Consider the following 13,956-nt stretch of genomic DNA (forward strand, 5'->3'; position numbering starts at 1 on the left):
TCAATAGGCATACTAATCAGCATGACGAACGATGCGGAACAGGCCGAGCCGGCACAGCGGGTCCTCTGGATCACCGGCGGCGGCAGCGGCATGGGCGCAGCAGCGGCGCGCACCGCGGCGGCGAGCGGCTGGACGGTGGTCCTCAGCGGGCGCCGCGCCGACCGGCTCGAGGCGGTGGCCGCCGACGTCCGGTCCGCCGGCGGGACCGCGGACGTCCTGCCGCTCGACGCCGCCGACCCGGACGCCGTCCCCGCCGCGGCCGCGGCGATCGCGGACCGGTACGGGCGCCTCGACGGGCTGGTCCTCGCCGCCGGCCTGAACGCGCCGCGACGCCGGTGGGACGACCAGTCGATGCCGGACTTCCGCGCGATCGTGGACACCAACCTCACCGCCGTCGTCGCCGTCGTCGACGCGGCACTCCCCGCGCTCCGGGCGTCCGGCGGCGTCGTGGTCGTCGTCTCCTCGTACGCCGGGTGGTCGTTCCAGCCCGGCGCTGGGGTGGCGTACTCGGCATCGAAGACGGCACTCGGCTCGGTCGTCCGGAGCCTCAACCAGCAGGAGGCGGCGCACGGGATCCGCGCGACGCACCTCTGCCCCGGCGACGTCGCGACGGACTTCCTCGACCAGCGGCCGGAGGTCCCCGACGCGGCGGCGCGTGCCGTGATGCTCACCCCGGAGGACATCGGCCGCACCATCGGCTTCGTGCTCGACGCCCCCGCGCACGTCCGCGTCGACGAACTCGTGATCAGCCCGGTCGCACAGCGGTGACGAGCACCTTCGACCGGGTGCTCGACGAGCTCGGGTCGGCGATCGTCTCCGGAACACTGCCGACCGGACACGTCGACAGCATCGACGGCTTCGTCGTCCGCACGGGTGCGAGTCGGAGCATCGTCCGCGAGGCGACGCGGGTCCTCGTCGGGCTCGGTCTCCTCAGTGCGGGCCGTCGCGTCGGCCTCCGGGTCCGCCCGCGGGAGGACTGGGACGTGATCGACCCGCGCGTGGTCGGCTGGCGCCTCGCCGGGTCCGAGCGCGACGCGGTGCTCGCGGAACTCCGCGCACTCCGGCGCGCGGTCGAGCCGGAAGCAGCAGCCGCGGCAGCGGACCGTGTCGCGTCCGGCGCGGTCCCACCGGACGGCCTGGAGGCACTGGTCGCCGCCGCAGGACGACTCGCGGCCGACGGCGCGGACGCCGCCACGCGCCTCCAGTCCGACCGAGCGGTGCACCGTCGCCTGCTGGACCTGTCCGGGAACGCGGTCTTCGCCCGGCTGGCGCAGGTCGTCGAGCGCGCGCTCGACGAGCGCGAGCACATCGGACCGGACCCGCACGACATGGCGTTGCACGTCGCGCTGGCCGACGCCGTGGCGCGCGGGGATGCTCCGGGTGCGGCGGCGGCGATGCGGGAGATCGTCGACCGCACCTGAACCGGCGGACCGCTTGCGCCACCCACGACCGGACCGTTAACATTTCACATGTTGTCCGATCCGGGGGAGTCCGCATGCGCATCCTGATCGCCGAGGACGAGACGTTCCTCGCGGACGCCGTCGCGGCGGGCTTCCGAAGCCACGGCTGGGCCGTCGACGTGGCCGGCGACGGCGACCGGGCCCTCGAGCTCGCACTCGTCCACGACTACGACGTGCTCGTCCTGGACCGCGACCTCCCCGGCACGCACGGTGACGACGTCTGCCGGAGCGTCGTCGCCGCCGGACGGGGATGCCGGATCGTGATGCTCACCGCTGCCGCCCGGCTCGACGACCGCGTCGAGGGGTTCGAACTCGGTGCCGACGACTACCTCCCGAAGCCCTTCGCGTTCGCCGAGCTCGTCGTCCGCGTGCGGGCGCTCGGGCGACGGAGCGCCGCCGCTGCACCGCTCGTGCTCCGCGCGGCCGACATCGAACTCGACCCGGCGCGCGGCACGGTCGTCCGGGCCGGGGACCCGGTCCACCTCACCCGGAAGCAGTTCGGGGTCCTGGAGCTCCTGCTCGGCGCCCGCGGACAGCTGGTCAGCGCCGAGGTGATGCTCGAGAAGGTCTGGGACGAGCACGCCGACCCCTTCACAACCGCTCCGCGGGTCACCGTCTCCACGTTGCGACGGGCGCTCGGTGCGCCGGATCCGATCACGACCGTCGCCGGAGTCGGGTACCGGATCGACGTCGACGCGTGAGCACCAGGACGCGGCTGACCCTGACCGCCTGCACGGTCTTCACCCTCGCCGCGCTCGCCGCGTTCGCCGGGCTCGTGTTCGTCATCCAGGACTTCCCCGCCTACGCCGTGGACCGGGGCGAGTTCCCGCGGCGGAGCGAGGTGATCCGGATGGTGGTGACCGGCGCGGCCGTGGCGATCGCGTTCTTCGCCGTCGTCGGGGCGGTGTTCGCGTGGGTGCTCGCCGGAACGCTGCTCCGGCCGCTCGACCGCATCGCACGTGCCGCCCTCAGCGCCGCGGACGGCGACCTCTCCCAGCGTGTGGGCCTCCGTCGATCGGACGAGTTCGGCCGGCTCGCCGCGACGTTCGACCTGATGCTCGACCGGCTGCAGGACGCCGTGGCGGTCCATGAGCGCTTCGCGGCGAACGCCGCGCACGAGCTCCGGACACCGCTCGCGGTGATCCGGACCGTGACCGAGGTGGCGCAGGCATCCCCGGAGCACCGTGACGTCGACGAGGTGCTCCGCCGGATCGCCGTCACCAACCGCCGTGCGACCGAGACCTGCGAGGCACTCCTCGAGCTCTCGGACGCGAACCGGGTGTCGATGCGGCGTCGCCCGGAGGCGCTCGGGCCGGTCGTGGCGGACGCGCTCGAGGAAGTGCTGCCGGCGCTGGAGCAGGCGGGCGTGCAGGTCGGCGTGGACATCGGCCCCGGCGACGTCGTGCTCGAGTGCGACCGACGGCTCCTCCGGCAGGCGCTCCGGAACCTGCTCGACAACGTCGCGCGACACGGTGCTCCCGGAACGGCGACGATGACCGTCCTCGCCGATGCCTCCGACGTCCTGATCCGCTGCGAGAACCCCGGCGAGACGCTCGATCCCGAGCGTGTCGGGCGACTGGCGGAGCCGTTCCTCCGGGGTGGGGGCCGTGGGCGGTCCGGGGCGGAACGCGGGCACGGGCTCGGGCTGGCGCTGGTCGCACGCGTCGCGGCGGTCCACGGTGGCGCGCTCGACCTGCGGCCGCGTCCCGGGGGCGGCCTCGTCGTCGAGATCCGCTTGCCGCGCTGAGCCGCGGTGTCACCGGGGCCGGCGCGTCGGACCGGCGGGCGCGTCGTGTCCGGCTGGCCCGCGGGGTGCGCGCGTACGGTGCGCGCCATGCGTACCCGAACCGCATCGCCGCTCGTCGTCCTCACGCTCGTCGCCCTCACGCTCTCCGGCTGCACCGCCGGCTCGGACGCCGACGACGAGCCCACGCGCCGGGCCGCGACCGCCCCGCCGACGCCGACCGACCTGGCCGACGGCGAGGTGGTCCCCACCGGCGCCGTGACGGACGTCGCGACCGGACTCGACGCGCCCTGGTCGGTGGTGCTGACCGACGACGGCACCCCGCTCGTGAGCCTCCGGGACTCCGGTGACGTCCTCGAGCTCGGCGACGACGGCACCCCGCGGACGGTCGGGTCGATCGACGGCGTCTCGCACGGCGGGGAGGGCGGGCTCCTCGGCCTCGCGCTGCACGACGACGCGCTCTACGTGTACTCGACCGCCGACGACGGCAACCGTGTCCAGCGCTACCCGCTCACCGGCAGCGCCGGGTCCTTCGCGCTCGGCGACCCGACGACGGTCATCGACGAGCTGCCCGCGAACACCTTCCACGACGGCGGCCGGATCGCGTTCGGGCCGGACGACATGCTCTACGTCACCGTGGGGGACGCCGGGAACCGGTCCGAGGCGCAGGACCGGTCCTCGCTCGCCGGCAAGATCCTCCGCCTGACCCCGACGGGCGACGTCCCCGACGACAACCCCTTCGACGGGTCGCCGGTCTGGTCGTACGGGCACCGCAACGTGCAGGGACTCGGGTGGGCGTCCGACGGCACGATGTTCGCGTCCGAGTTCGGTGAGGACACCTGGGACGAGCTCAACGTCATCGAACCGGGGAAGGACTACGGGTGGCCCGAGGTGGAGGGCGCCGGCGGCACGAGCCAGGGGTTCGTCGACCCGGTGCGGCAGTGGTCGACCGACGCCGCGAGCCCGTCGGGCCTCGCCGTCGTCGACGACACCGTGTTCATCGCGAACCTCCGCGGTGAGGTGCTCCGGTCGGTGCCCGCCGCCGACCCGTCCGACTCGCGCGAGTGGTTCTCCGGGGAGTACGGGCGGCTCCGCACCGTGCTCGCGGGACCAGACGGCACCCTCTGGTTCGTCACGAACAACACCGACGGCCGCGGCACCCCCGGCGCCGGCGACGACCGGATCCTGTCCGTCGGTCTCACCGGGTGAGGCGCGCGTACTGTCCGGTCCATGCCTGCTCTCACAGACACCTTCGTCCTGTCCAACGGACTCCACATCCCCCAGATCGGCTTCGGCACCTGGCAGATCCCGCCGGGGTCCGAGGCGTACGACGCCACCCGGGCCGCACTCGACGCCGGCTACCGGCACATCGACACGGCGGCGGCCTACGGCAACGAAGCCAGCGTCGGCGAGGCGGTCCGCGACAGCGGTGTGCCGCGTGACGAGGTGTTCATCACCACGAAGCTCCCCGCCGAGATCAAGACGGCGTCCGGCGCGCGCGAGGCCTTCGCGGCGTCCACCGCGGCCCTCGACCTCGGGGTCGTCGACCTCTACCTGATCCACGCACCGTGGCCGTGGAGCGACATGGGCAGCGACCACCGCGACGGCAACGTCGAGGTCTGGAAGGTCTTCGAGGAGCTGTACGACGCCGGCAAGACCCGGTCCATCGGGGTCTCGAACTTCGTCGTCGCCGATCTCGAGCACCTCCTCGCGAACACCGACGTCGTGCCGCACGCCGACCAGATCCGCTGGTTCATCGGCAACACCCAGGACGACACGACGGCGTTCTGCGCGGAGCAGGACATCCTCGTCGAGGGCTACTCGCCGCTCGCCACCGGTGGACTCCTGTCGAACGCGGCCATCGGCGAGATCGCGGCGAAGTACGACAAGACCGTGGCGCAGGTCGCGATCCGGTACCTGCTCGAGAAGGACGTGCTCCCGCTGCCGAAGTCGACGACCCCGTCGCGGATCGCCGAGAACGCCGACGTCGACTTCGTGCTCGCGCCCGAGGACGTCGCGACGCTCGACGGCCTGCAGGACACGACCGACTGAGCGGCGGGCGCGCATGACGTCGATCACCGACCTCGTCCCGGACCCGTCCGCGCTCGAGCGCATCGCGACCGGCAGCACCTGGGCGGAGGGGCCGTGCTGGATCCCCGCCACCCGGACGCTCCGCTGGTCCGACATCCCCGGCGACCGGATCCTGCAGTGGGACGCCTCCTCGGGTGCCACCACGACGTACGCCGACGGGGTGGAGTTCACCAACGGCCGGACCCTCGACGCCGACGGGTCCGTCGTGCAGTGCTCGCACGGGAACCGTCGCGTCGAGCGGGACCGGGACGGTGTCGTCACGGTCATCGCGGACGGGTGGAACGGGGTGCGGCTGAACTCTCCGAACGACGTCGTGGTCGCGCGGGACGGCAGCGTGTGGTTCACCGATCCGGCCTACGGCATCACGCAGCCGCGCGAGGGGCACCCCGGTGTGCGGGAGTACGGCGACCACTGGGTGTTCCGTTGCGGCCCGGACGGCTCCGACCTGCGCCCCGTCGTGGTCGATGCCGACGAGCCGAACGGGTTGGCGTTCGACCCGACCGGGCGGGTGCTCTACGTCGCGAGTTCGTCGTCGGAGCGGCCGGTGATCCGGGCGTACGACGTGTCCGTGGACGGCGTCGGTGGCGGCGGCGCGCGCGGTGCCGGGGACGGCGGCGTCGCGGCCGCGGTCCGGGTGAAGAACGGGCGGGTCTTCGCGACGCTCGAACCGGGCGAGGGGGCACCCGACGGCATCCGGGTGGACCTCGACGGCAACGTCTGGTCGTCCTCGCACCACGGGGTCGTCGTGTTCGCCCCCGACGGTCGGCGGATCGGCGAGGTCCCCGTGCCGGAGGTCGTCGCGAACCTCTGCTTCGGTGGCGACGACGGCACGACGCTGTTCATCGCCGCGACGACGTCGATCTACCGGATCCGGACGGCCGCCCGGATCTGACAGCCCTTCCGTTCATGGTATGTGCAATGTAAAATACATGTACACCCACCACGAGCGGAGACGTCATGCCCCATGTCGCGATCATCGGAACCCGGGGCTACCCCTCCTACTACGGCGGCTTCGAGACGGCCGTGCGCCACATCGCGCCCCACCTCGCAGAGTCGGGGTGGGGCGTCACCGTGTACGGCCGCCCCGGGCAGGAACGGACGGACGACCCGGCGCTCGATCCCCGGGTCGTCCGGCGGACCACCCGGGGGACCGAGTCGAAGGCGCTGAGCACCCTGTCGTTCGGGCTCACCGCGGTGCTCGACACCATCCGCCGGCGCCCGGACGTCGCGCTCGTCATGAACTGCGCGAACGGCTTCTGGCTCCCCCTGCTGGCACTCGCTGGCATCCCCACCGTCGTGAACGTCGACGGCATCGAGTGGGAGCGCGCGAAGTGGGGGCGCCTCGCCCGCTTCGTCTTCAAGGCCGGAGCCCGGATGACCGCTCGGTTCGCGGACCGGCTCGTGTTCGACGCCGACGCGATCGGCGCCTACTGGCGCCGTGAGTTCGACCGGACCGGCGTGATGATCCCCTACGGCGGGACCGAGAGCCGCGCCCTGCCCCTGCACGAGGACGACACCGACCTCACCGGGCGGCCCTTCGCCCTGGTGGTCGCCCGGTTCGTCCCGGAGAACACCGTGGCGGAGTTCCTCGAGGCCGCCGAGCGCATCGCCCGGCACCACCCCGTCGTCATCGTCGGGTCCAGCGGGTACGGCGGCGGCCTGGACGACGCGGCCCGATCGCTCGCCGCGCGGAACCGCGACGTCCGGTGGCTCGGGCACGTGGCGGACGACGCGCGGCTCTTCGCGCTCTGGCAGCACGCCGGCGCGTACTTCCACGGCCACAGCGTCGGCGGCACGAACCCGGCGCTCGTCCAGGCGATGCACTGCGGCGCGCCGACGGTCGCCAGGGACACCGTCTACAACCGCGAGGTCCTCGGGGACGACGGCGCCGTCTTCGTCGAACCGCAGCCGGACGCCATCGCGGACGCGGTCCTCGCGGTGCTCGACGACCCCGAAGAGCAGCAGCTGCGCGGTGCCGCCGTGCTCCGCCGGGCGCGGACCGCGTACACGTGGGACGGCGTGTGCGACGGGTACGAGCAGGCGCTCGCGGGGGTCATCGTGCGGGAGCGCGCTGCCGTATCCTGACTCGGCCATGCAGTGCGACTACTTCGACCGCGGGGTGTGCCGCTCGTGCACGCTCATGGGGCAGCCGTACGCTGATCAGGTCCTCGACAAGGAACTCCGCACGCGCGAGCTCCTGCACGACGCGGTCGAGGCTGCCGGGGGACCGGGTTCCGTCGAGTTCCTCCCGGCGATCACCAGCCCCGAGTCCGGCTACCGCAACCGGGCGAAGATGGTCGTCGGCGGATCGGTCGAGCACCCCACGATCGGGATCCTCGACCACCGCCAGCGTGGGGTCGACATCCGGCACTGCGGCATCTGCACGCCCGGCATCCGCGCGGCGCTGCCGGTCCTGGCGGACTTCGTCTCGTCGGCCGGCCTCATCCCGTACGACGTCGCGACCCGCCGGGGCGAACTGAAGTTCGTGCTCGTGACGGAGTCTCCCGACGGCGCGCTCATGGTCCGCTTCGTGCTCCGGTCCGAGGGGCAGCTGGCCCGGCTCCGATCGCGCCTCGGCGACCTGCTGCTCGCCCTGCCGGAGCTCGTGGTCGTCACCGCGAACCTGCTGCCGGAGCACAAGGCCGTCACCGAGGGCGTCCGGGAGGTCGTGCTCACCGAGCAGGAGACGCTGCCGATGCGGCTCGGGCCGGTGACGATGCACCTCCGCCCGCAGAGCTTCTTCCAGACGAACACGCACGTCGCCACACAGCTCTACGCGCAGGCCGCGGACTGGATCGACGAGGTGGCTCCGGCTTCGATGTGGGACCTGTACTGCGGCGTCGGTGGATTCGCGCTCCACGCCGCCCGACCCGGCCGCGCCGTCACCGGCATCGAGACCAGCGTCGAGGCGATCCGCTCCGCGAAGCAGTCCGCGCGTGAGGCGGGGCTCGTCGACGTCCGGTTCGCCGCCGACGACGCGACCGAGCACGCGCTGCGCTCCCGTCCGGACCAGACGCCGGAGCTCGTCGTGGTGAACCCGCCCCGGCGCGGGATCGGGGCGACGCTCGCCGATTGGCTCGAGGCGTCCGACGTCCAGCACGTCGTCTACTCCAGCTGCAACCCGGTGACCCTCGCGAAGGACCTCGCCCGGATGCCGTCGCTCCGACTCCGCCGCGCGCGGGTGCTCGACATGTTCCCGCAGACCGGGCACCTCGAGGCCGTCACGCTGCTCTCCCGGGTCTGATCCGGAGCCCTGCGGCCGCGGTTGCCAGGGGATTCGGATGTTCGCGTACCCGGGTACGCCCGATCGCCATGTGCATGGCGATCGTCCCGTACAGGTTTCCTCGCGGGGTACATAGCACTGATGGGTAGAACCCTTGGTCTCAGTTTGATAACGACGCGGAGTTTCCTATGGTGGCCGACCGTGACGCCGGCGCGAACCACTGCCCCCGGCGACACCTCAACAGACCGCGATCGGTCGGGGTGGGCAGTGGTCCGCCGAACGGCGTGCGACCCCGCTGGAGCAACGACATGAAGAAGACCACCCGTACCCGCGCCCTCCTCGGCGGACTCGCCTTCGCCGGCATCGCCGCGGCCGGTGTGGGGCTCTCGGCCCCCGCGAACGCCGCGTCCGGCTCGACGTGGGACGCCCTCGCCCAGTGCGAATCCGGCGGCAACTGGGCCATCAACACCGGCAACGGCTACTACGGCGGCCTGCAGTTCACGCAGAGCACCTGGACCGCCAACGGTGGTTCCGGCAGCCCGGCGAACGCCAGCCGTGCGACCCAGATCGCCGTCGCCGAGCACGTCCTCGCCTCCCAGGGCTGGGGTGCATGGCCCGCCTGCTCCGCGAAGCTCGGGCTGAGCGGCACCACCGGCGCCGCCCCGGCCGCCATCCCGCAGCAGCAGGCCGCACCGGCTCCGGCCGCTCCGGCCCCCGCGCAGCAGGCGGCGCCGAAGGCCACGACGCCGACGACGACCGCCGCACCGGCAGCCCCGGCTGCTCCGGCCGCGCCGTCGAAGCCCGCCGCGGTGAAGACCAGCGGCAAGACGTACACGGTGGCGTCGGGTGACACGCTCGACACCATCGCGACGAAGCTGAAGGTCGACGGCGGCTGGAACAAGCTGTGGGCCGCCAACACCTCGATCGACGACGCGAACCTGATCTACGCGGGTCAGACGCTGCAGCTCCCGGCCTGACCTCCGGCAGACCGATCACCGACGAAGCGCCCCGGGCTCTCCCTCCGAGAGTCGGGGCGCTTCGTCGTGCAGCGCTACTGCGGGTTCTCCTGCAGCCAGCGGCCGAGGTCGTCCGATCGCAGCGCCGAGCTGAGCGCCTGGACGGCGACGGCGTTCACCGCGACGTACGACTGACCGTCGGCTGAGGTCCCGCCGCCCGCAGTCGGCATCGTGAAGGTCTGCAGGTCCGCCGGCCGGACGCCGCGCAGTGACCATCCGAGGCCGGCGATCGTACGGAAGTCCAGCCCCGGGTCGACGGCGAGGTACCCGCTCGTCGCGGCGACGAAGTCCTGGATGCGTCCGGGATCCGTCATGGTGCCCTTCGAGAGCACCCCGTCAACGATCCCGCGCATGAACGCCTGCTGGTTCCGGACCCGGGTGTGGTCGGCGTCGGCGAAGGCGTACCGCTCCCGCACGAAGGCCAGTGCCGCGTCGCCGTCGAGGCGGTTCGCCCCGACGGTGAAGTGGTGGCCACGTGCGGTGAAGTCCTGGGTGGACTGCACGGTCACGCCGCCGAGGGCGTCCGTCACGGCGCCGAAGCCGCGCATGTCGATCTCGGCGACGTGGTCGATGCGGACGTCGAGGAGCTGTTCGACCGTCTGCACCGTGAGCGGGATGCCGCCCCATGAGTACGCCGCGTTGATCTTCGCGTTGCCGTGGCCGGGGACGTCGACCCACGAGTCGCGCATGATCGACATCAGGTACACGGCCTTCCGGTCGGCCGGGACGTGGGCGAGCATCAGCGTGTCCGATCGCCCGCCCGCTGCGGTGTCGCCCTGCTGCGCGAGTCCCTTCCGGGAGTCGGAGCCGATGAGCAGGATGTTCTCTGCACCGTCGGTGGTGGCCGGTCGTGTCCCGGTCGGGAACGGCTCGGCGATGGTGTCGGACTCGCGGTCGTAGCTCCGCGCGAGTCCGCCGACGAAGACGCTCGCGACGACGGCGATCACCGCCGCGATGCCGACGAGCGAGCCGAGCGTCGCGACGAGGGCGACGAGGAACGGGCGGCGACGGCGCGGGGTGGCGCGACGACCGGGCATGGTGACTCCTGGGTTCCGGCCGGCCGTGGCACCGACTTCCCAAGGCTACAACATGTGGTATTTCACCCGCAATGGGATCAGGAGGTACCCAGGATCCGTCCGAGCGCCGACCGGAGCGCCGGGTCGTCGGGCAGCACCTCACGCTCGATGTGCTTCGCGGTGTCCCAGGCAGCTCGCCCGCGGTCGGTCACGGTGACCACCCGCCGGCGACGGTCCTCCGGGTGTGGACCGCGCTCGACGAGCCCGTCGCGCTCCATCCGCTCGAGCGTGCGGGACATGGTCTGCGGCTGGACGCGGGCGGTCCGGGCGAGGGTGTCGGCGCCGGTCGGCCCGGTGCGGATGAGGATGTCGATCGCGATGAGTGCCGCGTGGGGGAGTCCGATCGCGCGGAGTCGTTCGTCCCAGTCCCGCTCCACCGAGCGGGCTGCCGCGGCGAGCAGTCGCCCGAGGGGCCACTCAGCGGGGTCGTCGTCCATGTCTGGATTCTAGGGTCGCTCCACATGTGCGACGGAATGATCAGCATGCTGATCATTCGAGTACGCTCAACCTCGTGCCCCGCTTCCTCCGCATCGTGATCCCCGCCGTCGTCATCGTCGCCTGGCTCGTCATCGCCTCGATCGGCGGACCGTTCTTCGGCAAGATCTCCGAGGTCTCCACGAACGACCAGACCTCGTTCCTCCCCGCGTCGGCCGATGCGACCAAGGTGCAGGAGCGCTCGGCGGCGTTCCGCGACGACACCGGCGCTCCCGCGGTCATCGTCCTCGAACGCTCCGGTGGCTTCGCGGCGTCCGACACAGCGGCCGCCCGCGCGCTCGTCGAACGGCTCGGTGACCGTTCCGACGTCGACTCGGTGAGCCCCGCGATCCCGAGCGAAGACGGGGACGCGGTCGAGATCGTGGCGACGCTGACGAGCGCGGCGGACACCGGCGACGCCGTGGCGGCGATCCGAGCGGACGTCGACGACGCGCTCACGTCCGGGATGCGCGGCTACGTCACCGGTCCGGCCGGGTTCACGGCCGACCTCACCGAGGCGTTCGCGGGCATCGACGGCATCCTGCTCGGGGTCGCCCTCGCCGCGGTCCTCGTCATCCTGGTCATCGTCTACCGGTCGCCACTGCTGCCGTTCCTGGTGCTCGGGACGGCCACCTTCGCACTGACCGCGTCGATCCTCGTCGTGTGGGCGCTGGCGAAGGCCGGCATCGTCACCGTGAACGGGCAGGTGCAGGGCATCCTCTCGATCCTGGTCATCGGTGCCGCGACCGACTACGCGCTGCTCTACGTCTCCCGGTACCGCGAGGCGCTCCGCGACCACCGCACCGGCTGGGACGCGACGAAGGCCGCCCTCCGCGGGAGCCTCGAGCCGATACTGGCGTCGGGCGGCACCGTCATCGTCGGCGTGCTCTGCCTGCTGCTCTCCGACCTCAACTCGAACAAGGCCCTCGGCCCGGTGGCGGCGATCGGCATCGCGTTCAGCCTGCTGGCGGCTCTGACGCTCCTGCCCGCGCTGCTGCTCGTGTTCCGTCGCGCCGCGTTCTGGCCGCTGCGTCCGGTCCACGGCAGCGCGCACCCGGTGGTCACCGGCCCCGACGCCCGGGGACTCTGGGCACGCGTCGGACGGCTCGTGTCCCGCCGCTCGCGGGTCGTGTGGATCGTGTGCACCGTCGGACTGCTCGCCATGGGCACCGGGCTCATCGGGCTCAAGGCGGACGGTGTCCCGCAGAGTGACCTGGTGATCGGGCAGTCGCAGGCGCGCGACGGTCAGGACGTGCTGGCCGACCACTTCCCCGCAGGCTCCGGCAGCCCGGCGCAGGTGATCGGCGACGCCGACCGCATCGACGACCTGGCATCGGCGATCACCGGCGTGGACGGCGTCGACGGTGTGGTGGCGGTGTCGAAGGACGCACCCGCGGGCACGGTGCCGGTCAGCGGGAGCGGCGGCGCGAGCGGGAGCGGCGGCGCCGGCCCCACCGTGGTCGACGGGCAGGTCCTGCTCCAGGCGACCCTGAGCTCCGCCGCCGACTCGGACGCTGCCGAGACGACCGTGCGCGCACTCCGCACCGCCGTCGAGCGCGTCGACCCCGGCGCGATCGTCGGCGGGGTCACCGCGACGGCGATCGACACGAACGACACCGGCATCCGGGACCGCTCGCTGATCATCCCGGTGGTGCTCGTCGTCATCCTGCTCATCCTGATGCTCCTGCTGCGGAGCATCGTCGCACCGCTCGTCCTCATCGGCAGCGTGATCGTCTCGTTCGCCGCGGCGCTCGGCGTCGGCGCGCTGGTGTTCGACCACGTGTTCCACTTCCCCGGCGCGGACCCGTCCGTCCCGCTGTACTCGTTCGTGTTCCTGGTGGCGCTCGGGGTGGACTACAACATCTTCCTCATGACCCGGGTGCGTGAGGAGGCCCTGCGGCACGGCCCGCGCGAGGGCGTGCTCCGCGGACTCGGCGTCACCGGTGGCGTGATCACCTCAGCCGGGGTGGTGCTCGCCGCCACGTTCGCTGCCCTCGGCGTGATCCCGATCCTGTTCCTCGTGCAGATCGCGTTCGTCGTCGCGTTCGGCGTCCTGCTCGACACGATCGTGGTCCGTTCGCTGCTCGTCCCGGCCCTGGCGTACGACCTCGGCGCACGCGCCTGGTGGCCGTCGCGCCTCTCGCGTCGCTCCGCCGACATGTGACACGCTGTGCACATGCCAGTTCCCTCGACGCAGCCTGCTGCCGAGCGCAAGCTCCTCCGTGACACCGTGCAGGACAAGATCCGCGACGCGATCATGGACGGCACGCTGGAGCCCGGCGAGCGGCTCAACGACGACGACCTGATCTCCTGGCTCGGCGTCTCCCGCACCCCGATCCGCGAAGCCCTGGCCGAACTCGCCCGCGCCGGTCTGATCGAGATGGCCCCGAACCGCTACACGCGGGTCGCGGCACCGACTGCTGACGAACTGCTCGACGCGTACCGCACGCTCGGCGTGATCTACGGCGGGGTCGTCCGCCTGGCGGTGCCGCGCTTCACCGACGCGGAGCGCAAGAAGATCGTGAAGATGCTCGACGACGTCGTCGCCCGCGTCGGCAAGGACGAACAGGCGAAGGTCGCCCACGACGGCGCGGACATCTACTCGCTCTGGGCCGGGGCCTGCGGCAACCCGTCCCTCGAGCAGCTCTGCCGGTCGACCACCGACGGCCTGGCCTTCAAGCTCCGTGTGCCGGAGCTCGCCGAGCTGGTGCCCGCCGACGTCATCCTCCCCGAGCTCCAGAAGCTCAAGGACGCCGTCCTCGCGAAGGACCCGATCGCCGCCGAGCTCGCGATGGAAGCGGTGCACCTGCTGCCGACCCGCGGCTGACCCGCGGCCCGCGGCCCGCGGCCGACCCGCGGCCCGCGGCCCGCG

The 13,956-nt window shown here is 72.4% G+C and carries 14 protein-coding genes; 12 read left to right on the top strand and 2 right to left on the bottom strand.

What is annotated here, in order from left to right:
* The first annotated feature begins 21 nt into the window (after positions 1-21).
* The 10 genes from EDF24_RS04035 to EDF24_RS04080 all read left to right on the top strand — a co-directional run bounded on the left by EDF24_RS04035 (position 22) and on the right by EDF24_RS04080 (position 9,495).
* On the top strand, positions 22-768 hold the full coding sequence (locus EDF24_RS04035) for an SDR family oxidoreductase (protein WP_123701176.1): 747 nt from the start codon (positions 22-24) through the stop codon (positions 766-768).
* Positions 765-1,421 carry a FadR/GntR family transcriptional regulator gene (locus EDF24_RS04040; protein WP_123655332.1) on the top strand — a complete coding sequence of 219 codons (657 nt, stop codon included), beginning with the start codon at positions 765-767 and terminating at the stop codon, positions 1,419-1,421. The genes EDF24_RS04035 and EDF24_RS04040 overlap by 4 nt, the downstream gene beginning before the upstream one ends.
* Before the next feature lie 74 nt (positions 1,422-1,495).
* Entirely contained in the window at positions 1,496-2,161 is a 666-nt protein-coding gene (locus EDF24_RS04045; RefSeq protein WP_123701177.1) for a response regulator transcription factor, read from the top strand.
* Positions 2,158-3,207 carry a HAMP domain-containing sensor histidine kinase gene (locus EDF24_RS04050; protein WP_123701178.1) on the top strand — a complete coding sequence of 350 codons (1,050 nt, stop codon included), beginning with the start codon at positions 2,158-2,160 and terminating at the stop codon, positions 3,205-3,207. The genes EDF24_RS04045 and EDF24_RS04050 overlap by 4 nt, the downstream gene beginning before the upstream one ends.
* 87 nt (positions 3,208-3,294) lie before the next feature.
* Positions 3,295-4,413 carry a sorbosone dehydrogenase family protein gene (locus EDF24_RS04055; RefSeq protein ID WP_123701179.1) on the top strand — a complete coding sequence of 373 codons (1,119 nt, stop codon included), beginning with the start codon at positions 3,295-3,297 and terminating at the stop codon, positions 4,411-4,413.
* A 21-nt stretch (positions 4,414-4,434) separates the two neighbouring features.
* Positions 4,435-5,256, top strand: coding sequence for an aldo/keto reductase (locus EDF24_RS04060; protein WP_123655336.1), 822 nt, complete (start codon positions 4,435-4,437; stop codon positions 5,254-5,256).
* Between the two features lie 13 nt (positions 5,257-5,269).
* Positions 5,270-6,187 (top strand): SMP-30/gluconolactonase/LRE family protein, encoded by a 918-nt coding sequence (locus EDF24_RS04065; RefSeq protein WP_185021547.1) that lies wholly within the window; start codon positions 5,270-5,272, stop codon positions 6,185-6,187.
* Positions 6,188-6,252: 65 nt separating this feature from the next.
* Positions 6,253-7,380, top strand: a complete 1,128-nt coding sequence (locus EDF24_RS04070) for a glycosyltransferase (protein WP_123701180.1) — start codon at positions 6,253-6,255, stop codon at positions 7,378-7,380.
* A 7-nt stretch (positions 7,381-7,387) separates the two neighbouring features.
* The gene (gene rlmC, locus EDF24_RS04075) at positions 7,388-8,539 is read left to right on the top strand and encodes a 23S rRNA (uracil(747)-C(5))-methyltransferase RlmC (protein WP_123701181.1); all 1,152 of its coding nucleotides are present in this window, start codon (positions 7,388-7,390) and stop codon (positions 8,537-8,539) included.
* 287 nt (positions 8,540-8,826) lie between these two features.
* Positions 8,827-9,495, top strand: a complete 669-nt coding sequence (locus EDF24_RS04080; RefSeq protein ID WP_123655339.1) for a transglycosylase family protein — start codon at positions 8,827-8,829, stop codon at positions 9,493-9,495.
* A gap of 74 nt (positions 9,496-9,569) precedes the next feature.
* On the opposite strand, the gene EDF24_RS04085 is transcribed toward EDF24_RS04080, so the two are convergent.
* Together EDF24_RS04085 and EDF24_RS04090 are read right to left on the bottom strand one after the other, a co-directional pair.
* Positions 9,570-10,571: an LCP family protein gene (locus tag EDF24_RS04085; RefSeq protein ID WP_123701182.1), complete on the bottom strand. Its 1,002-nt coding sequence runs from the start codon at positions 10,569-10,571 to the stop codon at positions 9,570-9,572.
* A gap of 77 nt (positions 10,572-10,648) precedes the next feature.
* On the bottom strand, positions 10,649-11,047 hold the full coding sequence (locus EDF24_RS04090; protein ID WP_123701183.1) for a MarR family winged helix-turn-helix transcriptional regulator: 399 nt from the start codon (positions 11,045-11,047) through the stop codon (positions 10,649-10,651).
* A gap of 74 nt (positions 11,048-11,121) precedes the next feature.
* Here EDF24_RS04090 and EDF24_RS04095 point away from each other — a divergent pair, with 74 nt between their 5' ends.
* Entirely contained in the window at positions 11,122-13,248 is a 2,127-nt protein-coding gene (locus EDF24_RS04095) for an efflux RND transporter permease subunit (protein WP_123701184.1), read from the top strand.
* Positions 13,249-13,260: 12 nt separating this feature from the next.
* Positions 13,261-13,911, top strand: a complete 651-nt coding sequence (locus EDF24_RS04100) for a GntR family transcriptional regulator (protein ID WP_123655343.1) — start codon at positions 13,261-13,263, stop codon at positions 13,909-13,911.
* Positions 13,912-13,956: the final 45 nt, after the last annotated feature.

It is taken from the genome of Curtobacterium sp. PhB130 (genome assembly GCF_003755165.1).
Classification (GTDB): Bacteria; Actinomycetota; Actinomycetes; order Actinomycetales; family Microbacteriaceae; genus Curtobacterium.